The sequence below is a fragment of the Paracoccus sp. (in: a-proteobacteria) genome (assembly GCF_030538655.1).
In the GTDB taxonomy this organism is placed as follows: Bacteria; Pseudomonadota; Alphaproteobacteria; order Rhodobacterales; family Rhodobacteraceae; genus Paracoccus.
Genome location: NZ_JAUNTO010000012.1, coordinates 69262 through 90653, shown reverse-complemented (window position 1 = coordinate 90653; position 21392 = coordinate 69262). Strand labels below are relative to the sequence as shown.

General features: G+C 65.7%; 21 protein-coding genes. 11 read left to right on the top strand and 10 right to left on the bottom strand.

What is annotated here, in order from left to right; genetic code table 11:
* Positions 1-11 precede the first annotated feature (11 nt).
* The 6 genes from truB (at position 12) to Q4G22_RS09830 (ending at position 6928) form a co-directional block, all read left to right on the top strand.
* Positions 12-905: a tRNA pseudouridine(55) synthase TruB gene (gene truB / locus Q4G22_RS09855; RefSeq protein WP_303385734.1), complete on the top strand. Its 894-nt coding sequence runs from the start codon at positions 12-14 to the stop codon at positions 903-905.
* A 124-nt stretch (positions 906-1029) separates the two neighbouring features.
* Entirely contained in the window at positions 1030-2202 is a 1173-nt protein-coding gene (locus Q4G22_RS09850) for an MFS transporter (RefSeq protein ID WP_303385755.1), read from the top strand.
* Positions 2199-3236, top strand: a complete 1038-nt coding sequence (locus Q4G22_RS09845; RefSeq protein ID WP_303385733.1) for a glycosyltransferase family 4 protein — start codon at positions 2199-2201, stop codon at positions 3234-3236. Before Q4G22_RS09850 ends, Q4G22_RS09845 begins: the two co-directional genes overlap by 4 nt.
* Before the next feature lie 39 nt (positions 3237-3275).
* Positions 3276-3902, top strand: coding sequence for a glycosyltransferase family 29 protein (locus Q4G22_RS09840; RefSeq protein WP_303385732.1), 627 nt, complete (start codon positions 3276-3278; stop codon positions 3900-3902).
* A gap of 298 nt (positions 3903-4200) precedes the next feature.
* A complete protein-coding gene (locus Q4G22_RS09835) occupies positions 4201-5223 on the top strand; it encodes an aspartate-semialdehyde dehydrogenase (protein ID WP_303385731.1) in 1023 nt (340 codons plus the stop codon).
* Positions 5224-5296: 73 nt separating this feature from the next.
* Positions 5297-6928: a DUF4139 domain-containing protein gene (locus tag Q4G22_RS09830; protein WP_303385730.1), complete on the top strand. Its 1632-nt coding sequence runs from the start codon at positions 5297-5299 to the stop codon at positions 6926-6928.
* A 6-nt stretch (positions 6929-6934) separates the two neighbouring features.
* Here the strand turns inward: Q4G22_RS09830 and Q4G22_RS09825 are convergent, their stop codons facing one another.
* Positions 6935-7579 (bottom strand): carbonic anhydrase, encoded by a 645-nt coding sequence (locus Q4G22_RS09825; protein ID WP_303385729.1) that lies wholly within the window; start codon positions 7577-7579, stop codon positions 6935-6937.
* 148 nt (positions 7580-7727) lie between these two features.
* Here Q4G22_RS09825 and Q4G22_RS09820 point away from each other — a divergent pair, with 148 nt between their 5' ends.
* From Q4G22_RS09820 to Q4G22_RS09810, 3 genes are read left to right on the top strand one after another with little or no spacing between them, the layout of a single operon-like run.
* On the top strand, positions 7728-8105 hold the full coding sequence (locus Q4G22_RS09820; protein ID WP_303385728.1) for a hypothetical protein: 378 nt from the start codon (positions 7728-7730) through the stop codon (positions 8103-8105).
* 28 nt (positions 8106-8133) lie between these two features.
* A complete protein-coding gene (locus Q4G22_RS09815; RefSeq protein WP_303385727.1) occupies positions 8134-9555 on the top strand; it encodes a M17 family metallopeptidase in 1422 nt (473 codons plus the stop codon).
* On the top strand, positions 9555-10379 hold the full coding sequence (locus Q4G22_RS09810; RefSeq protein WP_368661470.1) for an NlpC/P60 family protein: 825 nt from the start codon (positions 9555-9557) through the stop codon (positions 10377-10379). The genes Q4G22_RS09815 and Q4G22_RS09810 overlap by 1 nt, the downstream gene beginning before the upstream one ends.
* A gap of 26 nt (positions 10380-10405) precedes the next feature.
* On the opposite strand, the gene Q4G22_RS09805 is transcribed toward Q4G22_RS09810, so the two are convergent.
* The 9 genes from Q4G22_RS09805 to coxB all read right to left on the bottom strand — a co-directional run bounded on the left by Q4G22_RS09805 (position 10406) and on the right by coxB (position 18170).
* Positions 10406-10987, bottom strand: a complete 582-nt coding sequence (locus Q4G22_RS09805; protein WP_303385725.1) for a GNAT family N-acetyltransferase — start codon at positions 10985-10987, stop codon at positions 10406-10408.
* The gene (locus tag Q4G22_RS09800) at positions 10987-12258 is read right to left on the bottom strand and encodes a pitrilysin family protein (RefSeq protein ID WP_303385724.1); all 1272 of its coding nucleotides are present in this window, start codon (positions 12256-12258) and stop codon (positions 10987-10989) included. Before Q4G22_RS09800 ends, Q4G22_RS09805 begins: the two co-directional genes overlap by 1 nt.
* Positions 12255-13637 carry a threonine synthase gene (thrC, locus tag Q4G22_RS09795; protein WP_303385723.1) on the bottom strand — a complete coding sequence of 461 codons (1383 nt, stop codon included), beginning with the start codon at positions 13635-13637 and terminating at the stop codon, positions 12255-12257. The genes Q4G22_RS09800 and thrC overlap by 4 nt, the downstream gene beginning before the upstream one ends.
* A gap of 11 nt (positions 13638-13648) precedes the next feature.
* Positions 13649-14320 carry an SURF1 family protein gene (locus Q4G22_RS09790; protein WP_303385722.1) on the bottom strand — a complete coding sequence of 224 codons (672 nt, stop codon included), beginning with the start codon at positions 14318-14320 and terminating at the stop codon, positions 13649-13651.
* Positions 14321-14386: 66 nt separating this feature from the next.
* Positions 14387-15217 carry a cytochrome c oxidase subunit 3 gene (locus tag Q4G22_RS09785; protein WP_303385721.1) on the bottom strand — a complete coding sequence of 277 codons (831 nt, stop codon included), beginning with the start codon at positions 15215-15217 and terminating at the stop codon, positions 14387-14389.
* A 35-nt stretch (positions 15218-15252) separates the two neighbouring features.
* Positions 15253-15840: a cytochrome c oxidase assembly protein gene (locus Q4G22_RS09780; protein WP_303385720.1), complete on the bottom strand. Its 588-nt coding sequence runs from the start codon at positions 15838-15840 to the stop codon at positions 15253-15255.
* Positions 15837-16070 (bottom strand): hypothetical protein, encoded by a 234-nt coding sequence (locus Q4G22_RS09775; protein ID WP_303385719.1) that lies wholly within the window; start codon positions 16068-16070, stop codon positions 15837-15839. Before Q4G22_RS09775 ends, Q4G22_RS09780 begins: the two co-directional genes overlap by 4 nt.
* 1 nt (position 16071) lies before the next feature.
* Positions 16072-16989 carry a heme o synthase gene (gene cyoE / locus Q4G22_RS09770; RefSeq protein ID WP_303385718.1) on the bottom strand — a complete coding sequence of 306 codons (918 nt, stop codon included), beginning with the start codon at positions 16987-16989 and terminating at the stop codon, positions 16072-16074.
* A gap of 14 nt (positions 16990-17003) precedes the next feature.
* Positions 17004-18170: a cytochrome c oxidase subunit II gene (gene coxB / locus Q4G22_RS09765; RefSeq protein ID WP_368661469.1), complete on the bottom strand. Its 1167-nt coding sequence runs from the start codon at positions 18168-18170 to the stop codon at positions 17004-17006.
* A gap of 174 nt (positions 18171-18344) precedes the next feature.
* On the opposite strand from coxB, the gene tldD reads away from it, so the two are divergent.
* Together tldD and dprA are read left to right on the top strand one after the other, a co-directional pair.
* Positions 18345-19766, top strand: a complete 1422-nt coding sequence (gene tldD, locus Q4G22_RS09760) for a metalloprotease TldD (RefSeq protein WP_303385717.1) — start codon at positions 18345-18347, stop codon at positions 19764-19766.
* A gap of 104 nt (positions 19767-19870) precedes the next feature.
* The gene (gene dprA / locus Q4G22_RS09755; RefSeq protein WP_303385716.1) at positions 19871-21079 is read left to right on the top strand and encodes a DNA-processing protein DprA; all 1209 of its coding nucleotides are present in this window, start codon (positions 19871-19873) and stop codon (positions 21077-21079) included.
* Positions 21080-21392 lie beyond the last annotated feature (313 nt).

The following is a 21392-nucleotide window of genomic DNA, read 5'->3' as shown; positions in this document are numbered from 1 at the left end:
TGGGGGCAGCAATGGCACGCAAAAAAGGACGCGAGATCACCGGCTGGCTGATCGTCGACAAACCGGCGGGCATCGGATCGACCGATGTGGTGAGCCGCGTCCGCTGGGCGCTGGATGCGAAAAAGGCTGGCCACGCGGGCACGCTGGACCCGGATGCGACCGGCGTTCTGGCCATTGCGCTGGGCGAGGCAACGAAAACCGTCCCTTATCTGACCGAGGCGCTGAAAGCCTATGATTTCACGGTGAACTGGGGCAGCGAAACCGACACGGACGATGCATCGGGCCAGATCACCCGCCAGTCGGACCAACGCCCCGCCGCCAGCGACATCACCGCCGCCCTGCCCGGTTTCACCGGCGAGATCATGCAGGTGCCCCCCGCCGTTTCCGCCGTCAAGGTCGATGGCGCCCGTGCCTATGATCTTGCGCGCGACGGGCAGCCCCTCGATCTGGCCGCCCGCCCGCTGTGGGTCGAATCGCTGCGCCTGCTGGACAGCACCGAGGGCACCGCCCGGTTAAAGATGGTCTGCGGCAAGGGCGGCTATGTCCGCGCCATCGCCCGTGATCTGGGTCGCACGCTGGGTTGCCTTGGCCATGTCGCGCATCTGCGCCGCATCTGGTCCGGCCCCTTCCGCGCCGAACAGGGCGTGCCGCTGGACCTGATCGACCGCGCCAACCAATCCGAACTGGAAACCCGCCTGCTGCCGCTGCAATCGGCGCTGGCCGACCTGCCCTGCCTGCGCGCCACCGAAACCGGCGCCACCCGCATCCGCAACGGCAACCCCGGCGACGTGACCACCGGCGCGGACTATGGCGAAATCGTCTGGGTCGCCGGTCCCGACGGCCCCTTGTGCATCGGGCGCTATATGGCCGGGCAGGTCCACCCCGACCGGGTGTTCAACCTGTAACACGCCCATCAGGCAACCCCGCGTGCTGTTTGCCCCAATACGCAGCCTGGGGCGCAACGCCGCCCCTTGCGCAGACGCGACCAATCCCGCAGCCTGCCCAAAAAGCGGAGCCGCCATGTCGTTTCTGTCGCCGGGGATCCTCAGCCTGATCCTTGCCTATATGCTCAGCCAGTTCTACCGCGCGTTTCTGGCGGTGCTGACCCCGGTGCTGCAAGCCGAGCTGGGTGCCGCCCCCGGCGATCTGGCGCTGTCATCGGGGATGTGGTTCATCGCCTTTGCGCTGATGCAGCCTGCGGTGGGGCGGGGGCTGGATCAATACGGCCCCCGCGCGACGGTGGCTGTGCTGCTGGCCGCAGGCGGGGCGACGGGCGCGGCGGTCTTTGCGCTGGCCAGCCAGCCGTGGCACCTGCATGTCGCCATGGCGCTGCTGGGTGTGGGCTGTGCGCCGGCCCTGATGGGGGCCTATTTCATCATCGCCCGCGAATTTCCGCCCGCCGCCTTTGGCGTGCTGACCGGGGCGGTGGTCGGCATCGGATCTTTGGGCAATATCCTTGGCGCCGCCCCGCTCGTCTGGGTGACCGAGGCGCTGGGCTGGCGCGAAACCCTGTGGGGGCTGGCGGCCCTCACGCTGATCGCCGCCGCCGCCATCTGGTGTCTGCTGCGCGATCCGGCCAGGCCCGAGACGGATCAGCCGCCCGGCTCGCTGCTGGCCGTGCTGCAATTGCGCGGGCTGTGGTTCATGCTGCCGCTGCTGCTGGTCGGCTATGCCGCATCCGCCGCCATCCGGGGGCTGTGGGCCGGACCATATCTGACCGAGGTCTATGACGCCGACGCCACCCTGATCGGGCGGGCGACGCTGGCCATGGGGCTGGCGATGGTGGTGGGCAATTTCCTGATCGGGCCGATGGTGCGACTGGTCGGGTCGCTGCGGCGCACGGTCGTGCTGCTGAACGGCTTGTCCGCCGCGATCCTGTTCGCCCTGTGGATCGCCCCCGCTGCCGGGATCTGGCCCTCGACCCTGCTGCTGACGCTGATCGGATTTTCCGGGGCGGGCTATGTGCTGCTGATGGCGCATGGCCGCCCGTTCCTGCCGCCGCATCTGCTGGGCCGAGGGGTCACATTTCTGAACATGTTTTCCATTTCCGGTGTCGCGCTGATGCAATTCGCCTCGCGTCCGCTGTATAACGCCATGGCGGGCATGGACCCGGCGCAGGTCTATGGCCTGCTGTTTCTGTTCTTCGCCGTGCCGCTGGCCATCGCCACCGCCCTGTATCTGCTGACGCCCGAGGCCCCATGACCGCCCCCCCGCTTGTGATCGCGCCCAACCTGAAACGCCGCCTGTCGGGGGTCACGGCCACCGTGGTGCGGCTGATTCCGGTGCAGGCGCAGATGATCGCCATCGCCGCCACCGGCCCCGGCCTGCCGCCCGAGCTGCCGCATATCCCGCTGTTGCGCGCGGCCAGCCTGCCGCGTGATGGCTGGCGAGTCTGGCACGCGCGGCGCAATACGGAAATGGCGCTGGGGCTGATCCTGCGCCATATCCTGCGCCGCCGGTTCCGGCTGCTGTTCACATCGGCCGCGCAAAGGCGGCACACCGGCTTTACCCGCTGGCTGATCCGGCAACAGGACGCGCTGATCGCCACATCGCCGCAGGCCGCCAGCTATCTGGAACGGCCGGCAACGGTGATCCTGCACGGCGTCGATCTGGACACGTTCCACCCCGCCCCCGACCGCGCCGCGATCCGGGCAGAGATGGGCTTTGCGCCGGATGACATCGTGATCGGCTGCTTTGGCCGGGTGCGGGCGCAAAAAGGCGTCGATCTGCTGGTGAATGCGGCCTTGGACCTGTTCCCGGCACGCCCGCGCGCGCGGCTGATCCTGACCGGACGCATCACCGCCGACAATCAGGGCTTTGCCGATGACCTAGAACGGCGCATCGCGGCGGCGGGCCTGTCGGATCGCATCCGCTTTCTGGGGGAAATCCCGTGGGAACAGGTGGTGCGCAGCTATCAGGCGCTGGACCTGTTCGCCGCCCCCGCCCGGTGGGAAGGCTTTGGCCTCACCCCGCTTGAAGCGATGGCCTGCGCCGTTCCGGTGGTGGCCAGCCGCGTGGGGGCCTATGAAACCCTGATCCGCGACGGCGAAACCGGATCGCTGGTCGCGCGTGACGATCAGGCGGCACTGACTGCCGCGCTGGCCCGTTGGCTGGATGACGACGCAGGCCGGGCCGCGGCAGGGCAGACCGCGCGCGCGCATGTCACCGCCAACCACGCGATCCGCGACGAAGCGGCGGCCATCGTCGGCGTTTATCGCGAATTGCTGGCGCGATAAGACGCGGCGGTTATACTGGGCGGAACAAGAAAGGCTTCCATGACCCCGCTACGCTTTTACATGGCCCGCACCCTGCGCAACGAACCGGCGATGGCCGCGCTGTCGGTGTCGCAGGCCAGCCTGCTGGCCCCGTTGCAGGGCCGCACGGTGGCGTTGGTCGGCAATGCCCGCGCCTTGGCCGATGGCGCGCAAGGCACGGCCATCGACGCCGCCGATGTCGTGGTGCGCATCAACCGCGCGCCGATGCCCGATGCCGCCAGCCATGGCACCCGCACCGACTGGCTGGGCCTGGCCACCAGCCTGCCCGCCGATGATCGCGCCCGGCTGGCCCCCGGCCGCATCCTGTGGATGTCGCCCAAGCGCAAGCGGCTGGATTGGGAAACCGCGCACAGTCCCGGATTCTATCTGCACCCGCTGGCCGATTACGAACGCCTTGCCGAAACGCTGGGCGCACCGCCGACCACCGGCGCGATGCTGATCGACCTGGCTCTGCGCTCCGATCTGTCGGCGCTGTCTCTGTATGGGTTCGATTTCTTTGCCAGCCAAAGCCTGTCGGGCCGTCGCAGTGCCGATCAGGTGCCGCATGATTTCGGGGCCGAACGGAACTGGGTGCAGGGGCTGGCCGCCGCCGATCCGCGCCTGCATCTGCACCTGCCCCCCGCCTGAACCCCGCCGAACCGTCGAACCATCGAACCGACACTCAGGCGTGCCTTGCCGCACGGTTGGGCCAACTCGCTTTTGTTGCGTATCCCTCCCGTTCAGCGCGCGCGGGCTGTGTACAGGTTGTGTACAGCCTGTGCACGGGTTGTGCATTGGTTGTGCAGCCCCAAACCCGGCAATTGCTGGCCCATGCGGGCAGCCGATCACATTCCGGTCACGCAACACGTGTCGCGCAACGCGCGCGGCTGTTGCGCGCTGGCCCGCCGCCACCTATGTGGAACAGGTTGCAGGAAAGGACTGACCGATGGGCTATAACATCGTCGTCGCCGGGGCCACCGGCGATGTGGGCCGCGAGATGCTGAACATTCTGGCCGAACGGGAATTTCCCGTCGATCAGATCACCGCGCTGGCCAGCCGCCGTTCCATCGGAACCGAGGTCGGCTTTGGCGACAAAACCTTGAAATGCCGTGATATTGAGGGGTTCGATTTCTCTGGCTGGGACATCGCCCTGTTCGCCACCGACGCCGAAACCGCGCGCGCCCATGCCCCCGCCGCCGCCCGCGCCGGATGTTTCGTCATCGACGGATCGGGCAGCTGGTCCACCGACCCCGACGTGCCGCTGATCGTGCCCGAGGTGAACGCGGCAGCCATTGAAAACGCTGCGAAAAAGCACATCATCGCCAGCCCCTTGGGTGCGGTGTCACAGCTGGTCGTGGCGCTGAAACCGCTGCACGACCGTGCCCGCATCCGCCGCGTCGTGCTGTCCACCTATCAGTCGGTTTCCGACGCCGGAACCAAGGCCATGGACGAGCTGTGGAACCAGACCAAGGGCCTGTATGTTCCCGGACAAGAGGTTGAACCAAAAGAGTTTCCGCGCCAGATCGCCTTTAACGTCATTCCGCAGATCGGCGACTTTATGGAGGATGGCGCCACCCGCGAGGAATGGCAGATCGTCGCCGAGACCAAGAAAATCCTTGATCCGAAAATCCGGCTGGCCGTCACCTGCGTGCGCGTGCCGGTGTTCGTCGGTCAGGCCGAAGCCATCAACGTCGAGTTTCAGGATTTTCTGGACGAAGACGAAGCCCGCGACATCCTGCGCGAAGCCCCCGGCCTGCTGGTCATCGACAAGCACGAAGACGGTGGTTACATCACTCCCATTGAATCTGTTGGAGAATTTGCCACTTTCGTCAGCCGCATCCGGCAGGATTCGACGGTGGAAAACGGCCTGAACCTATGGTGCGTCAGCGACAATCTGCGCAAGGGCGCGGCGCTGAATATGGTGCAGATCGCGGAATTGTTGGGCAATCGTGTGCTGAACAAAGGCTGAATTGCGGCGCGCGGCGCTTGATTTTCTGTGCCGCGCGCGACAACCCTGCTCCCACCCCAATGCAGGAACAGCCATGACCCGCCTCGCCGCCCTTTTCGCCGCCACCACCGCCCTGACCAGCCTGCCCGCGCTGGCCGATGTGATTCGGGCACAGGCCCGCATCAGCGATATTTTGCTGCATTCCCAAGGCGCTACCATCACGCGCGAGGCGGTGATCGACGCGCCTGCGGGGCAGCATCAGTTGATCCTGCCCGGTCTGCCCGCAGGCATCGACGCCGCCAGCCTGCGCATTCAGGCTGACGGGGCGACGGTCGCTTCGCTCAACCTGCAACACAGCCGCGCCACCCCGGACGACCGCCCCGAAACCCCGGACATGACCGAGGCCAGGGCCGAGGTGGACCGCCTGGAAAAAGCCTTGCGCGACCGCGACGCCGCCACCGCCGCCATCCGGGCCGAGGCGCAGACGGCCGAGGACACCATCGCTTTCCTGCGCGATCTGGCCAAATCCGAAGGCGCTGCGGCGGGCGATGTGGCGGCCTTGGCCAGCACGGTGCAGGCGCAGATCCTTACGGTGCGGCGGCAGGCGATCTGGGCCGAAAACGCCGCCCGTGATGCCGAAACCGGGCGTGACAACGATCAACGCGCGCTGGACGCCGCCCGCGCCCGGCTGAACACCCTGACCGAATCGCCGCTGATCGGCCCGGCGCTGGTGCTGGATGTGCAGATCACCGCAACCCCTGCCACGCTGCGCATCAGCCACGACAGCCCGCAGGCGTCGTGGCAGCCGGTCTATGACCTGCGGCTGGACCGCGCGGCCAACAGCCTGATCCTTGTGCGCGGCGCGCTGGTGTCGCAATCCACCGGCGAGGACTGGACGGATGTCGCCCTGCGCCTGTCCACCGCCCGCCCCGGCGGCCAGTCCCAGGCAACCGAGGTCGCGCCCGAAATCGTCCGCACCGAGGCCGAACCACCGATGCAACCCATGGGCCGCAGCATGGATATGGAGATGACCATGCCCGAGGCGCTGGCCGCACCCGAACCTGCCGCAATGGGCTATCGCGCGCGCAAGGTCGATCTGGGGCTGACCGTCGCCTATGATATGCCTGCCCCCGTCACCATCCGCGACGGCGCAGATGCGCTGCGCCTGACGCTGGATCAATCCTCGCTGACGACGCCCGAGATCTATGCCGAGGCCGCCCCGCGTTACGACAGCAGCGCCTATCTGACCGTCGAGGCCGTCAATGACAGCGGCGCACCGATCCTGCCCGGTCCGGCGACGCTGTTTGCCGACGGCACGCTGACCGGGCAGACGCATCTGGATCTGCTGGCAGCCGGGGACAGGCTGCATCTGGGCTTTGGCCCGATTGACGGGTTGAAAATCGAACGCCGCCTGCCGGATCGCAGCGAAGGCAGCAGTGGCCTGATCCGGCGGTCAAACACCGAAACTGAAACTGCCATCCTGCGGGTGGAAAACCTGACCGACACGGCGTGGCCGCTGCGGCTGGTGGATCGGGTTCCTGTGTCGGAACAGGAATCGCTGCGGCTGTCATGGTCCGCCGACCCGACCCCCAGCGAAACCGACCCCGAGGGCAAGCGCGGCGTGCTGATCTGGCGCTTCGACATCGCCCCCGGCGAAACCCGTCAGGTGACGGTGCAAACCGACCTGACCTGGCCCGAGGGCAATATCCTGCTGCGCGGCTGGTAAGCGCCCTTACAGCGGATGAAACTCGCCCTTTTCATCCGCCTGCCACAGCACGCCTTCGGCGATATCATGCACCAGCCCGTGCAGGGTCAGTTCCTCTTGCTCGACCGCCTCGCGGACAAAGGGGAAGGTCATCAGGTTTTCGACCGAGATCAGCACCGCCTGTTGTTCCAGCGCGCCAACCTGCTGTTCGGGGGGCAGGTCGCGCACCCGTTCATAGCCGGGGCGCAGAATATCCATCCAGCGCCCGACAAAGCTGGTGCGTTCCTCCAGTTCAGGCGCATGACCGCTGCACATGGCATGACACCCGGCAACACCGCCGCATTGCGTGTGCCCCAGCACGATCACATGCGCCACCCGCAGCGTGCGCACCGCATATTCCACCGCCGCCGATGTGCCATGCTGTTCCCCATCCGGCGCATAGCCGGGAACAAGGTTGGCGATATTGCGGTGGATGAAAAACTCGCCCGAATCCGCGCCAAAGATGCTGCTGACATGCACCCGTGAATCGCAGCACGACACAATCATCGCCCGCGGCCGCTGACCGTCATGCGCCAGTCGCCGGAACCATGCCCGGTTTTCCGCATAGGCGGTGGCTTTCCAGCCCTGATAACGCTGGACAAGGTATTTCGGCAAAGGGCGGGTCAGGGGCATGGCGATCTCTCATCGGTTATGCGCCAACCAATAGGCATCATTCGCTGAAAATTCAAAAGACTTATGCGTGTGCGGATAAGCCTTTTTTCACGCTTTCGCGCCATGTTGCCCAGACGTGTGGGGACACTGATTTTGTTGGAGGTGGGCAATGGCTCATGTCACGGCTTTGGCCGTAAACGAACCTGTGCGCGTGGATGCGCGGCGTGTGGGCGACATCGTGAACGAACTGGGCGAGGTGGCGGCACAGACCGTTATCGGCCTTGCGCTGGAACAGCTGGCAACCGCGCTGACCGCCATAGACGATGCTGTGGGCCGCGACGATCTGGCCGATATCATAGCCCAGGCCGACCGGCTGTCACGGCTGGCATGGCAGGTGGGGCTGACCTCGCTGGCGGGGGTGGCCGCCGATCTGGCAGGCTGCGCGGAACGACGTGATGCGGGTGCGTTGTCCGCCGTGCGGGCGCGGCTGATGCGGGTCGGCAACCGATCGCTGACACAAATCTGGGACAGCGCCGATTTCGCCTGACGCAACGGGCTGGCAGGCAAGGCGGCACATGGCTAATCTGGCATGGTTTTCACCTGCCGAGGATTGCATGACCGCCAGCCCCGCCTTTGCCCCGCCCTCACCCGATGCCCGCCCGCTGTGGCTGGTGGTCAAGGACGGGCCGCTGCCCGCAAATGCGGGCAACTGGCCTGCGGCGGCGGGTTTCACGGCCAGGGCGGGCGAACTCTGCCTGCTGCCGGATGGCAACGGCGGGTTACGCGGGGCGCTGTTCGGCCTTGGCGATCCGGCGCGGGCCGGGCGCGGGCGATTTGCGCTGGCCCGCGCGGCCGAGACATTGCCGCCGGGCGACTGGTATCTGGCCGGCGATCTGCCGGGCGGGGTTGACCCCGATCAGGCGGCGCTTGGCTGGCTGCTGGCGGCGTATCGCTTTGATCGCTATGCTGGTTCTTCCGCGCCCCGTGCCCGCCTGGTCGCACCAGACGGTGTGGATGCCGCACAGGCGCAGGCCATCGCGGCGGGCGAGTTTCTGACCCGCGACCTGATTAACACCCCCGCCGCCGATATGGGACCGGCGGATCTGGCCGATGCCGCCGCCGATCTGGCCCGCCGCATCGGGGCCGCAATCAGCGTGACCACCGGCGACGCGCTGCTTGAGGCGGGTTTCCCGATGATCCACGCCGTCGGTCGTGCCGCCGCCCCCGACCGCGCGCCACGCCTGATCGACCTGCGGCTGGGCGGCAGCGGCCCGGCAGTGACCCTGGTCGGCAAGGGCGTGTGTTTTGACACCGGCGGGCTGAACCTGAAACCCGGTGCCTCGATGGGGCTGATGAAAAAGGACATGGGCGGCGCGGCCACCGTGCTGGGGCTGGCGCAGATGCTGGCCGATACCGGCGCGACGCGGCAGATGAATCTGCGGGTGCTGATCCCGGCGGTGGAAAACGCCGTGTCGGGCAATGCGATCCGCCCCGGTGACATCCTGCGCAGCCGCAAGGGACTGACGGTCGAGGTGAACAACACCGATGCCGAAGGGCGGCTGGTGCTGGCCGACGCGCTGGCCTTTGGCGCCGAGGAACGCCCCGATCTGATGATCTCGATGGCAACGCTGACCGGGGCGGCGCGGGTGGCGCTTGGCCCCGACATCCCGCCGTTTTATTGCGATGATGATGCGCTGTCTGCGGCACTGGCGCGCGCCTCGGTGACGGTGGCCGACCCGATCTGGCGGATGCCGTTCTGGGAACCCTACGAATCCCTGATCGAACCCGGTATTGCCGATCTGGACAACGCGCCATCAGGCGGCATGGCCGGGTCGATCACCGCCGCGCTGTTCCTGCGCCGCTTTGCCGGGGGGGCGAAACGATACGCGCATTTCGACATTTACGGCTGGCAACCCACTGCCGCGCCAGGCCGCCCCAAGGGCGGCGTCGGCCAAGGCGCGCGCGCCATTCTGGCCGCACTGCCGCAGGTGCTGTGATGACGCCGGATCGCCGCCTGACCCCCGCCACTGACCGCACCGTGCTAGAGGGCTGGCAGGACCGCGCCCCCCGCCCCACCATCACCGCAGGCCGTCCCGCCCGGCTGGCCGTGCCGCTGGCCGACCTGTGCCGCACCCCCGGCGGCACGCGTGACCGGCAGCTGAACTTCGGGGCCGACCTGACCGTGATCGAGGATCGCGACGGCTGGTCCTTTGTCCGCGCGGCGCTGGACGGCTATTGCGGCTGGCTGCGCAGCGGCGGGCTGAGCGATCCGGCCGCAGCGATCACGCATCGCGTCCGCGCCCCCGCGACCCATGTTTACCCCGAACCCGACATGAAAACCCATCAGCTACATGCCCTGTCCATCGGTGCACGCCTGTCTGTCACGGCCACCGAAAACAACTTTGCCCGGCTGGCGACCGGGGGCTGGGTGCCGGTGCAGCATATCGCAAACCATCCCGCCGCTGATCCGGTCGCCATTGCCGAACGGATGATCGGCACCCCCTATCTGTGGGGCGGCAACAGCGATTGGGGGATCGACTGTTCCGGTCTGGTGCAGGCGGCGCTGACGGCAGCCGACATCCCCTGCCCCGGCGACAGCGATCTGCAACGTGCCGCCTTTGCGCCGACCGACACGATCCGGCGCGGCGATCTGTTGTTCTGGCCCGGCCATGTCGCCATCGCCGAAAGCGACAGCAGCATGATCCACGCCACCGCCTGGCAAATGTCGGTCATCCGCGAAGACATCGCCCATGCACAGGCCCGGATTCAGGATGCGGGCGACGGCCCGTTTCTGGGCACACACCGCCCGGTGCCGGGCTGACAGCGTGCTGCGGGGGCGGCCCTTGCTTATCGCACGTCAGTGCGCCCGCGCCGGTCGCTGCGCAGGTTGGCATACAGCACATGGTTGCGCCAACGCCCGTTGATCTGAAGATAGCTTTGCGCCACGCCTTCGTATTTGAAACCCGACCGTTCCAGCACCCCGCGCGAGGCGGCGTTTTCAGGCAGGCAGGCGGCCTCGATCCGCGACAGGTCCATCTGTGTGAAAGCGTGATGGACCAGCGCACCAATCGCCTCGCGCATGTAACCCTGCCGCGCGAAAGGTGCCCCGATCCAATACCCGACGGTGCCAGACTGCGCCGGACCGCGGCGGATGTTGTCCAGCGTGATCGCGCCCAACAGAACACCATCGCGGCGGATCAGGAACAGCGGCAGCGCGCTGCCGCTGCGGGCGGCACGGGCGGCCCAATAGACACGGTTGGTAAAGCTGCGGCGGGTCAGGTGATCGGGCGACCAGACGGGTTCCCACGGGGTCAGGAAATCGCGGCTGGTGTCGCGCAGGCGGCTCCAGCCGACGAAATCCGCATGAGCAGGCAGGCGCAGGATCATGCGTTCGGTTTCCAGCCGAACCGACGTGCGCCGCCAGATCATCACGCTGCCAGACGCTCCGCCAGCGCGGCGACGGCGGGTGCGCGCGACACCGGGCCATACAGGGCCAACGCCGGACGCGCCGTTGCCAGCAGCCGTTCACCATGCGCCCGCACATCCTGCACCGTCACGGTCGAAATGCGTTGCGCCACCTCGGCCGGGTCGGGGACGCGGCCCCAGATCGCCAGCGACCGGGCCATCCGTTCCGCCTGCGACGAAGCGCTTTCCAGCCCCATCAACAGCCCGGCGCGCAGTTGTGCCTTGGCGCGTTCGACCTCGGCCATGGACAGGTCATCGGCGGCGCGGCGGATTTCATCGACGGTCAGATTCGCCAGATCGGCGATCTGATCGCCGCCTGTGCCCGCATAGATGGTCATCATACCAGTGTCGTCGTGAAAGCCCGATTGCGCAAAGATGGTATAGCACAGCCCGCGTTCCTCGCGGATCTTCTGGAACAGGCGCGAGGACATGCCGCCGCCAAGCGCGCTGGAAAAGATTTGCGCCGGGTAGAAATCGGCATCCAGATAAGACGGCCCCTCCAGCGCCAGCGCGAAATGCGCCTGTTCCAGCTTTTTCTGCCGCCGTAATTCGCCACCCTGCCAGCGCGCACCTTCGCGCGTGCTGATGCTGATGGCGGGCAGATGGCCAAAGACCGCCTCTGCCAGCCGGACGATGCGGTCGTGATCCACCGCCCCCGCCGCTGCGACGATCATCTGCCCCGGCCCATAATGTTCGGCCACAAAGCCCGACAGATCGGCCCGACCAAACCGCGTCACGCAGGACGCCGGGCCAAGGATGGTGCGACCCATCGCCTGCGCCGGATAGGCGGCCTCTTGCAGCCAGTCAAAGATCACATCGTCGGGTGTATCCAGCGCCTGCCCGATCTCTTGCAGGATCACGCCGCGTTCCACCTCGATCTCGCGGTCGTCGAACAGCGGATTCAGCACGATGTCGGAAATCACGTCAAAGGCCAGATCGACGTCACTGTCCAGCACGCGCGCATAATAGGCGGTCACATCGCGCGAGGTATAGGCGTTGATGTAACCGCCCACATCCTCGATTGCCTCGGCAATCTGCACGGCGCTGCGGCGGGGCGTGCCTTTAAAGGCCATATGTTCCAGAAAATGCGCGATGCCGTTTTGTTCGGCACGCTCATCCCGGCCGCCGGCGTTCACCCAGATGCCGATGGTGGCCGAATGCAGGCCCGGCATGGTGCGGGTCGCAACACGCAGGCCGTTCGGAAGGGTCGAAATCTGCACGAATGGGTCGGTCAAGCTGTCCTCCGTTCAAGGATCAGCGATTTAAGCGCGTCATTGTCATTTTCAACCCGTGTCACGCGTTCGGGCAGATCGAACAGCCCGGCCATATGCGGCGGCAGTGCGGGGCGCAGGCCGATGGCATCCTGCACCGCATCGGGGAATTTCGCCGCATGGGCGGTGGCCAGCGTCACCATCGGCACGCCGGGTTCGATATGCTGGCGCGCAACATGGACGCCGACGGCGGTATGCGGGCAGATCACCTGCCCCGTTTCCTCGCGGATCGTGCGGATCATGGCGCGGGTCTCATCCTCGGACACGCGGCCCGAGGCGTATTGATCGCGCAGGGCCTGCAACGCGCCCTGGCTGATGCTGAACCCGCCGGTTTTCAATTCATCCATCAGCTGACGGATCGCGCCCGCGTCACCGCCATAGGCCAGATACAGAGCACGTTCAAAGTTGCTGCTGACCTGAATATCCATCGAGGGGCTGATCGACGGCTCGACACTGCCGGTGCGATAATCGCCGGTGGTCAAAGCGCGGTGCAGGATGTCATTCTGGTTCGTCGCCACCACAAGGCGGCGGATTGGCACGCCCATCTGCCGCGCGATGGACCCGGCAAAGATGTCGCCGAAATTGCCGGTCGGGACGGTGAAATCCACCTGCCGCCCCGGCGCACCAAGGCTGACCGCCGCCGTGACATAGTAAACGATCTGCGCCAGCACCCGGCCCCAGTTGATGCTGTTCACCCCAGCCAGACCCACGCTGTCGCGGAAATCATGGTCGTTGAACAGATCCTTCAGCCGCGCCTGACAGTCATCGAAATGCCCGTCCAGCGCCAGCGCGTGGACGTTGGCATCCGGCGGCGTGGTCATCTGACGACGCTGCACTTCGCTGACGCGGCCATGCGGGAACAGGATGAACACATCGACATTGGGCAGGCCCCGGAACGCCTCGATCGCCGCTGACCCGGTGTCGCCGCTGGTCGCGCCGACGATGGTGATGCGCTGACCCGACCGCGCCAGGGCGATCTGGAACAACTGCCCGATCAGCTGCATGGCAAAGTCTTTGAAGGCCAGCGTCGGGCCGTGGAACAGTTCCAGCAGGAAATGACCGGGCGCAAGCTGCGTCAGCGGGGCGCGGGCAATATGGCCGAAACCGGCATAGGCACGGGTGATGGCGCCGCGCAATTCGTCATCGGTAAAACTGTCGCCGGTAAAGGGTTTCAGAATGCGAAACGCGGCGTTCTCATACGACAGCCCGTCAAAGGCGGCCAGATCGTCCAGCACCGGCACCGCCTCGGGCAGATAAAGGCCGCCGTCGCGCGCCAGCCCGGTCAGCATCGCCTGTTCGAAATCCAGCACCGGGGCCTGACCCCGCGTCGAAACATACCGCATCCACGTTCCCTTTAATAAGTGCGCTGTCTGATACGCCAGATCAGCGCCCCTGTCATCCCTGCCCATGTGGCCGCGATCAGGAACCATTGCACGGCATAAGACAGGTGGTTGTTCGGAATTCCCTCGATGGCGACGGGGATCGGGCGCACGCCCTGCGTGTCGCCCTGAACGGCGGCAGCGACGACCAGAACGGGGTCAGTGTCCAGCAGCGCGGCCATGGCGGGCACATCGCGGGCGAACCAGATGTTTTCGGTCAGGTTCGGGTCGGGCGTCGCGCTGCCCTTTTCATCGGGCCAGTGCAGGTTGCCACGAACGGCCAGATGCACCGGCGGGCGATCCTGATGACGCGCCTGCTGCGGCACGAAACCGCGGTCCACCATAATCCGCCGCCCGTCATCGGTGACAAAGGCCGACACCACCTGATAACCGCCGCCCAGTTCTCGGTCGCCCGACAGCACGTTGATTTCCTGCCCGGTGGTGGTGCCGCTGACCATCACCGGCAGGTATTTCATCGACGGGTCGGGGCTGGCAGGCAAAGGCACCGGCGCGGCGTCAATGCTGGCCTGAATATCGGCCAGCATCGCCTCTTTCCACGCCATACGCTGCAATTGCCAGACGCCAAGCGTGATCAGGATGGCACAGCCGATGACGCCGACAAGAACGGGAAAGATATAACGGCGCATGGTCGGGTTCCCAATGAAAAGGCGCGGGATTTGGCCCCGCGCCCGTTTCAGCGATGATGCGGTGCCTTACCGGCCCCAGACATAAACCGAGAAGAACAGGAACAGCCAGACCACATCAACAAAGTGCCAATACCACGCAGCGGCCTCGAACCCGACGTGCTGTTTCTGGGTCATCTGACCTTTCATCAGACGAATCAGGCAAACCAGCAGAAAGATGGTGCCGACGATGACGTGAAAGCCGTGAAAGCCGGTCGCCAGATAAAAGCCGCTGGCATAGGCGGTGTCGGCCAGCCCAAAGGCGGCGTGGCTGTATTCATAAGCCTGAAGGATGCTGAAGGCGACACCCAGAATGACGGCGACGGTCAAACCGCGGATGGTGGTTTGGCGGTCGTTGTCATGCACCAGCGCATGGTGCGCCCAGGTCACGGCGACACCCGACAGCAGCAGGATCACGGTGTTGATGAACGGCAGATGCCACGGATCAAAGGGCACGATCCCGGCGGGCGGCCAGACGCCATCCTGAATCGGCGACATTGGCCCCATCGGATACAGCACGTTCTTGAACCAGTTCCAGAACCATGCCGCAAAGAACATCACCTCGGAGATGATAAACAGGATAAAGCCGTATTGCAGGCCGATCCGCACCACCGGGGTATGATCGCCGGTTTCGCCTTCATGCACCACATCGGCCCACCAGCCGAACATGACATACAGCGTCGCCACCAGACCGATCAGGAACAGCCACGGCCCGTTGACCGGGATGCCAATCAGGCGCACATCCTCGGTGGACATCCAGCCGACCGCGCCATACAGCATCAGAAACGCGGCAATAGCCCCCATGAACGGCCAGACCGAGGGCGGCAGGATGTGGTAATCGTGGTTCTTCGCATGTGCCATATGTGCCCCGTCCCTTTAGGTTATGGTTGGCGTCATCAGTTCAAATTGGCCGCAGCATCGACCGGCAGCGCGGCCTGTGTGGCGCGCGGCGGATCGGTGCGGTGAAAGGTATATGACAGCGTGATGTCCCGCACCCAGCCCGCGTCACGATCCCCAACGATGTCGGGGTTGACGTAGAAGGTGACGGGCATTTCCATCCGCTCGCCCGGTTGCAGGGTCTGTTCGGTAAAGCAGAAGCATTCTACCTTGTCGAAGAAATACCCCGCCACCTCGGGCGCGACGTTAAAGCTGGCCGTGCCGGTGATCGGTTCATCGGAATTGTTGGTCGCTTCATAAAAGACCAGCGCGGTTTCACCGATTTTCAGATCAACGCGGTTCTGCATCGGCCGAAAGGTCCAGTCCAGATTGCGGTCAGTATTGGCGTCGAACCGCACCCGCACGACCTGATCAACCACGGTTTCCGAGGCCGATTCCGCGCGCTGGGTCGTGCCGCCATAGCCGGTGACGCGGCAGAACCAGTCATAAAACGGCACCGCCGCCCAGGCCATCGCGCCCATGAACACGACAAGGCCCAGCAGATACCAGACGGTTTTCATATGATTGGGCTGCGGTCTGTCGGTCATTGGCCTGCCTGCGATTGCGGATTCATCTCATGCGGTTCGGGTGGGGGCAGATAGGTGCTGTCCTGCACCCGGTGGTCATAGCCTTTCAGCATATTCCCCTCGCCCACCCTGACCTTGACGACGGTCAGGCCAAAGACGATTGCCACGAACAGCGCCAGCACCACGGCCAGCCCGGCATTACGCGACCAGCGCCGGCGATGCAGCTCATGTTCGGCCCGGAACGCCCCCATCCTACCAGCCCCCCATGACAGATTGCGCCAGTAGTGCGGCGAAATGCAGGAAGGTGTAATACAGCGACAGGCGGAAATAAGATTTCTCGACCCGATAGTTATCTGCCGTAGCCTGTTCCTCGGACCGGCGCAGAATCCGCCAGCCCCCGGCGATGAACAGCGCGTTCAGCACGATGGACACCGCCAGATAAATCGGCCCGCCGATGCTGGTAAAGCCCAGCCACAGCGCAAAGGGGGCCAGCACCAGCGTATAGGCAAAGATGTGGCGACGGGTCGCAGCCCGGCCATGGGTGACGGTCAGCATCGGCACCCCGGCCTTGTGGTAATCTTCCTTCATGAACAGCGCCAGGGCCCAGAAATGCGGCGGCGTCCAGAAAAAGATCAGCGCGAACATCAGCAGCGATTCGATGCTGATCCCGCCGGTGGCGCAGGCCCAGCCGATCATCGGCGGAAACGCCCCGGCAGCACCGCCGATAACGATATTCTGCGGCGTGCTACGTTTGAGCCAGATGGTGTAAACCACGGCATAGAAAAAGATCGTGAACGCCAGAAAGGCGGCAGCAAACCAGTTGGCCGCCAGCCCCAGCATCAGCACGGCGATGCCCGACAACGCCAGTCCTACGGCCAGCGCCTCGGGCCGGGCGATACGGCCCGAGGGGATCGGGCGGCCCTGCGTACGGCGCATCACCGCGTCGATGTCGGCGTCATACCACATGTTCAGCGCACCCGAAGCACCGCCCCCAAGCGCGATAAACAGCACGCTGCAAAAGGCGACGAAAGGATGCACCGACACCGGCGCCACCCATAGACCCACGAACGCCGTAAACACCACCAGCGACATGACGCGCGGTTTCAGCAGCGCAACATAATCGCCGAACTGGGCCTCGGGGGCGCTGTCATATACACGAACGTCGGTCATAGGTCCGTTTCAGATCAGTTGGTGGCCGCAGGCGCAGCGTCCGGCGCGTCGGTGGGTTCGACCGTTACAGCGGGTTCCTGGGCCGGTTCTTCGGCGGCAGGCGGGGCATCCTGCGATGCCGCCGCGGGTTCTGTGGCAGATTCAGCATCGGCTGACGGTTCTGCTGCGGGCGCGGCGGCTTCCCCGGCAGGGGCTGCGGCGGGCTGGGCCTCGGCCTCGGGTGCAGTCTCTGCCACAGGCTCCCCGGCTACGGGGTCTTCCGAGACAGGCACTTCGGCCACAGCGGATTCTTCGCCTTCATCAAAAGCAGACTCGGCGCTGGCGGGGGCGAAATCGGCCTCGACGCCCGGCATGGTCCCCCCCTGTTCGGCAACCCATGCGGCGTAAACCTCGGGCTGAACGGCTTTGACAACGATGGGCATATAGGCGTGGTTGATGCCGCACAGCTCGCTGCATTGGCCGAAATAGATACCCTCTTTGTCCACGTTGAACCACGCCTGCGCGATCCGGCCCGGCACACCGTCCTGCTTGATCGCAAAGGCGGGGATGGTCCAGCTGTGGATCACGTCATTCGCGGTCACCTGCAACAGCACGTTCTGACCGACCGGCACCACCATGGCATTGTCGGTGGCCAGCAGATATTCATCTTCGGCATAGCCGTAATCAGCCAGTTCGTCCTTGGACAGCATGATCGCATCAAAGGCAATGCCGTTGTCAGGGTATTCATAGGACCAGAACCACTGGTTGCCGATGGTCTTGATAACCACATCCGGGTTTTCCGGCATTTCCTGCGAATAGAACAGCTTGGGCAGCGAAAATACGCCGATGGCGATCAGGATCAGCACCGGAATCAGCGTCCAGCCGATTTCCAGCGGCGTGTTATGGGTGAAGTTAGCCGGGGTCGGGTTGCTGCGGCTGTTGTAACGAACGATGACGAACAGCAGCAACAGACAGACAAAGATCGTGATGACCGTAATGATAATCAGAACAAAATGATCCAGCCATTGCTGTTGGCGCGCGATTTCTGTCACCGGCTCCTGAAAACCTATGCCGCGTGCGTGCGGCTTGCCGATGGTGGGCAGATCGCCCAGCACGTCCTGCGCGTGCACCATCCCCGCCGTCAAAGCTGCGGTCAGCCCCGTTCCCGCCGCCAAAGCCTTGCGAATCATCGCTATTGCCATTGTCCCATCCCGTTCGCTGGGCGCTGCCTTATCGGACAAGCGCCGGGCCGGTTGCGGCAATTTGCCGCCCCTGTCCCTTTCATCCTTTGGGATTTATGACCATATATCGATCTATCCGGCAAGTCATACCTGTGCCCGATGCCCAAGATCATCTTTTCCGAAAGGCCCCCACGCATGAGCCGCGCCGCATTTGACCCCTTCGCCCAGCATCTGGATCGCGAGGCCGCGCTGGCGGTGCTGCGCGACGCCGTGGCAGGGGCCGATGATGGCGAATTGTTTCTGGAACGCAGCCTGTCGGAAACGCTGGTGCTGGACGATGGCCGGTTGCGCAGCGCCGGTTATGCGGCGGGCGAGGGGTTCGGGTTACGCGCCGTGCGCGGTGGCACCACCGGCTATGCCCATTCGACCGAGATCAGCCTGCCCGCCCTGCGCCGCGCCGCAGAAACCGCACGGCTGGCGGTGGGTGCGGGCGGCGGCGTAGCCGCCGAAGCCGCGCCGATGCGCCCGGTCAGCATGTATCCCGCCATCGACCCGGCCGAGGGCGTCAGCTTTGCGCAGCGGGTCGCGGTGCTGCGTGAAATCGACGCCTATGCCCGCGCTGCCGATCCACGTGTGGTGCAGATGACGGCGGCCATCGCCACCTCGCTGCAAGAGGTGGCGATTCTGCGCCCCGAAGGCGGGCTGGCCACCGACATCCGGCCGATGGCGCGGCTGTCGATCACCGTTATCGCCGAAAACAACGACCGCCGCGAATCGGGCAGCACCGGCGGCGGCGGGCGGATGCCGCTGGCCGAGCTGCTGGAACCGGCGCATTGGCGCGCCCAGGCGGACGAGGCGCTGCGCATCGCGCTGGTGAACCTGCGCGCCGTGCCTGCGCCTGCGGGGGTGATGGATGTGGTTCTTGGCCCCGGCTGGCCCGGCATCCTGCTGCACGAGGCAGTGGGCCACGGGCTGGAAGGCGATTTCAACCGCAAACAGGCGTCGGCCTTTGCCGGGCTGATGGGCCAGCGCATCGCCGCCCCCGGCGTGACCGTAGTGGATGACGGTACGATTCCGGGGCGGCGCGGCTCGATCGCCATCGACGACGAGGGCACGCCGCCCGCGCGCAACGTGCTGATCGAGGACGGGATTCTGGTCGGCTATCTGCAAGATCGCATGAACGCCCGGCTGATGGGCGTGACGCCGACCGGCAATGGACGCCGCGAAAGTTTCGCCCATGCCCCGATGCCGCGGATGACCAACACCTATATGCCCGGCGGCGATGCCGACCCGGCGGCGATTCTGGCGGATCTGCGGGACGGCATCTATGCGGTTGGATTCGGCGGCGGACAGGTGGACATCACCAACGGCAAGTTCGTCTTTTCCTGCACTGAAGCCTATCGGGTGAAAAACGGCGTTGTCGGCGATCCGATTCGCGGTGCGACACTGATCGGCGACGGGGCCAGCGCGCTGAAACAGGTGCGCGCCATCGGCAATGACATGGTGCTGGACCCCGGCATTGGCAATTGCGGCAAGCAGGGACAATGGGTTCCGGTCGGCGTCGGCCAGCCCACGCTGATGATCGGCGGGCTGACGGTGGGCGGATCTGCCGCGTAAATTTTCGCGCTGCGGGCGAAAAGAATCGATTCCGCTAACGTTTTGTTAACCATTCGCCGGTTATGCCTGCGCTCAGGATGAGACGAGGGCAGCAAGGTATCGGGATGTTTTCTTTCGACACCCCCAACACCCCACCCACCACGAAGGAAGACGATCTCTGCGTCCTCCGTCTCATCCGCTCGCGCCGCGTGGGGCCGGCGACGTTTTATCGACTGATTGCGGAACATGGCTCGGTGCGTGCCGCACTGGAGGCGTTGCCCGAGGTGGCGCGTGCCGCCGGAATGGACAGCTATGCCCCCTGCCCCGAAGGCGTGGCGGCGGCAGAACTGAACGCCGGGCGCCGGGCCGGGGCATGGCTGATTCGCTGGGACAGCGCCGATTATCCCTCCGCACTGCGCGACATCGACGGTGCCCCGCCGGTGCTGTGGCTGCGGGGCGATGTGAAATGGCTGACCGCCGATCCGATCGCGGTGATCGGGGCACGCAATGCCTCGTCGCTGGGGCTGCGCATGGCGCGCAGCATGGCCATGGGGCTGGGCGAGACCGGGCATTGCGTTGTGGCCGGTCTGGCGCGCGGCATCGACACCGCCGCCCATAACGCCGCGCTGGACAGCGGCACCGTGGCCGTGATGGCGGGCGGCATCGACGTGATTTATCCGTCGGAAAACAACGTTCTGGCGGCGCAAATCGCCGAACGCGGCGCGCTGGTGTCGGAACAGCCGCCGGGCACCGAACCGATGGCGCGGCATTTCCCGATGCGCAACCGCATCGTGTCGGGCCTGTCCCGCGCCGTTGTGGTGATCGAGGCAGCGCACCGCTCGGGCAGTCTGATTACCGCCAAGGCCGCGCTGGATCAGGGGCGCGAGGTGATGGCCGTGCCCGGACACCCGATGGATGCACGCGCGGCGGGCTGCAACACGCTGATCCGCGATGGCGCAACGCTGGTGCGCAGCGCCGCCGATGTGGCCGAGGCGCTGGCGAATGCCCCGCAGCGTGATATGGAACAGGCGGCGCAACCCGCGCCCGCACCGCACCACCCGCGTATGGTGGTGGTGCCCGCTGGCCCCGCCGTCGATCCGGCATCATCACGCGACCGCGCCGCCGCCACACTGGCCCGCGCCCGCGAAGGGCTGCCAACCCCGGCCGATCTGGAACGCCGCATCCTGTCGTCGCTTTCGCCCAGCCCGACCGAGGAGGACAGCCTGATCCGCGACCTCGGCCTGCCTGCGGCCACGCTGACCCCGGCGATCCTGTCACTGGAACTGCAAGGCCGCCTGACGCGGCTGGCAGGGGGGCGGCTGGCGCTGACCTGACGCGGCAGAGGGCAGAACGGACGCCAAAGTAGCTGTAAACACAACGGCGCAGATCCACGGTATCCTCAGCCAGCCGTCGCGGATCAGAACAGCGACAGCGACAGCGACAGCGACAGGAGCCATGGCTGGCAGCACCTGTCCATACTGAAACGGGCGTGCGGCCCATATCTACAGCGCCCCCCTCTTGACCGGCAACCCCGCACAGGGGAACTGGCCTGCACGCAAAAGCTGCCCCTAGCCTGTCCATATCAGGGGACACAGGAACAGATGAAAACCATCGGCATTCCGGGCAGCATGTCCGCCGCCTCGACGC

Bases quoted from the DNA above. Each gene is read 5' to 3' on its own strand.
- tldD (WP_303385717.1), top strand. From the start codon at position 18,345: ATGAGCCGCGCCGCATTTGACCCCTTCGCCCAGCATCTGGATCGCGAG.
- Q4G22_RS09830 (WP_303385730.1), top strand. From the start codon at position 5,297: ATGACCCGCCTCGCCGCCCTTTTCGCCGCCACCACCGCCCTGACCAGC.
- coxB (WP_368661469.1), bottom strand. From the start codon at position 18,170: ATGGCAATAGCGATGATTCGCAAGGCTTTGGCGGCGGGAACGGGGCTG.
- dprA (WP_303385716.1), top strand. From the start codon at position 19,871: ATGTTTTCTTTCGACACCCCCAACACCCCACCCACCACGAAGGAAGAC.
- Q4G22_RS09820 (WP_303385728.1), top strand. From the start codon at position 7,728: ATGGCTCATGTCACGGCTTTGGCCGTAAACGAACCTGTGCGCGTGGAT.
- thrC (WP_303385723.1), bottom strand. From the start codon at position 13,637: ATGCGGTATGTTTCGACGCGGGGTCAGGCCCCGGTGCTGGATTTCGAA.
- Q4G22_RS09780 (WP_303385720.1), bottom strand. From the start codon at position 15,840: ATGACCGACAGACCGCAGCCCAATCATATGAAAACCGTCTGGTATCTG.
- Q4G22_RS09805 (WP_303385725.1), bottom strand. From the start codon at position 10,987: ATGATCTGGCGGCGCACGTCGGTTCGGCTGGAAACCGAACGCATGATC.
- cyoE (WP_303385718.1), bottom strand. From the start codon at position 16,989: ATGACCGACGTTCGTGTATATGACAGCGCCCCCGAGGCCCAGTTCGGC.
- Q4G22_RS09825 (WP_303385729.1), bottom strand. From the start codon at position 7,579: ATGCCCCTGACCCGCCCTTTGCCGAAATACCTTGTCCAGCGTTATCAG.
- Q4G22_RS09810 (WP_368661470.1), top strand. From the start codon at position 9,555: ATGACGCCGGATCGCCGCCTGACCCCCGCCACTGACCGCACCGTGCTA.
- Q4G22_RS09835 (WP_303385731.1), top strand. From the start codon at position 4,201: ATGGGCTATAACATCGTCGTCGCCGGGGCCACCGGCGATGTGGGCCGC.
- Q4G22_RS09790 (WP_303385722.1), bottom strand. From the start codon at position 14,320: ATGCGCCGTTATATCTTTCCCGTTCTTGTCGGCGTCATCGGCTGTGCC.
- Q4G22_RS09845 (WP_303385733.1), top strand. From the start codon at position 2,199: ATGACCGCCCCCCCGCTTGTGATCGCGCCCAACCTGAAACGCCGCCTG.
- Q4G22_RS09775 (WP_303385719.1), bottom strand. From the start codon at position 16,070: ATGGGGGCGTTCCGGGCCGAACATGAGCTGCATCGCCGGCGCTGGTCG.
- truB (WP_303385734.1), top strand. From the start codon at position 12: ATGGCACGCAAAAAAGGACGCGAGATCACCGGCTGGCTGATCGTCGAC.
- Q4G22_RS09840 (WP_303385732.1), top strand. From the start codon at position 3,276: ATGACCCCGCTACGCTTTTACATGGCCCGCACCCTGCGCAACGAACCG.
- Q4G22_RS09815 (WP_303385727.1), top strand. From the start codon at position 8,134: ATGGCTAATCTGGCATGGTTTTCACCTGCCGAGGATTGCATGACCGCC.
- Q4G22_RS09785 (WP_303385721.1), bottom strand. From the start codon at position 15,217: ATGGCACATGCGAAGAACCACGATTACCACATCCTGCCGCCCTCGGTC.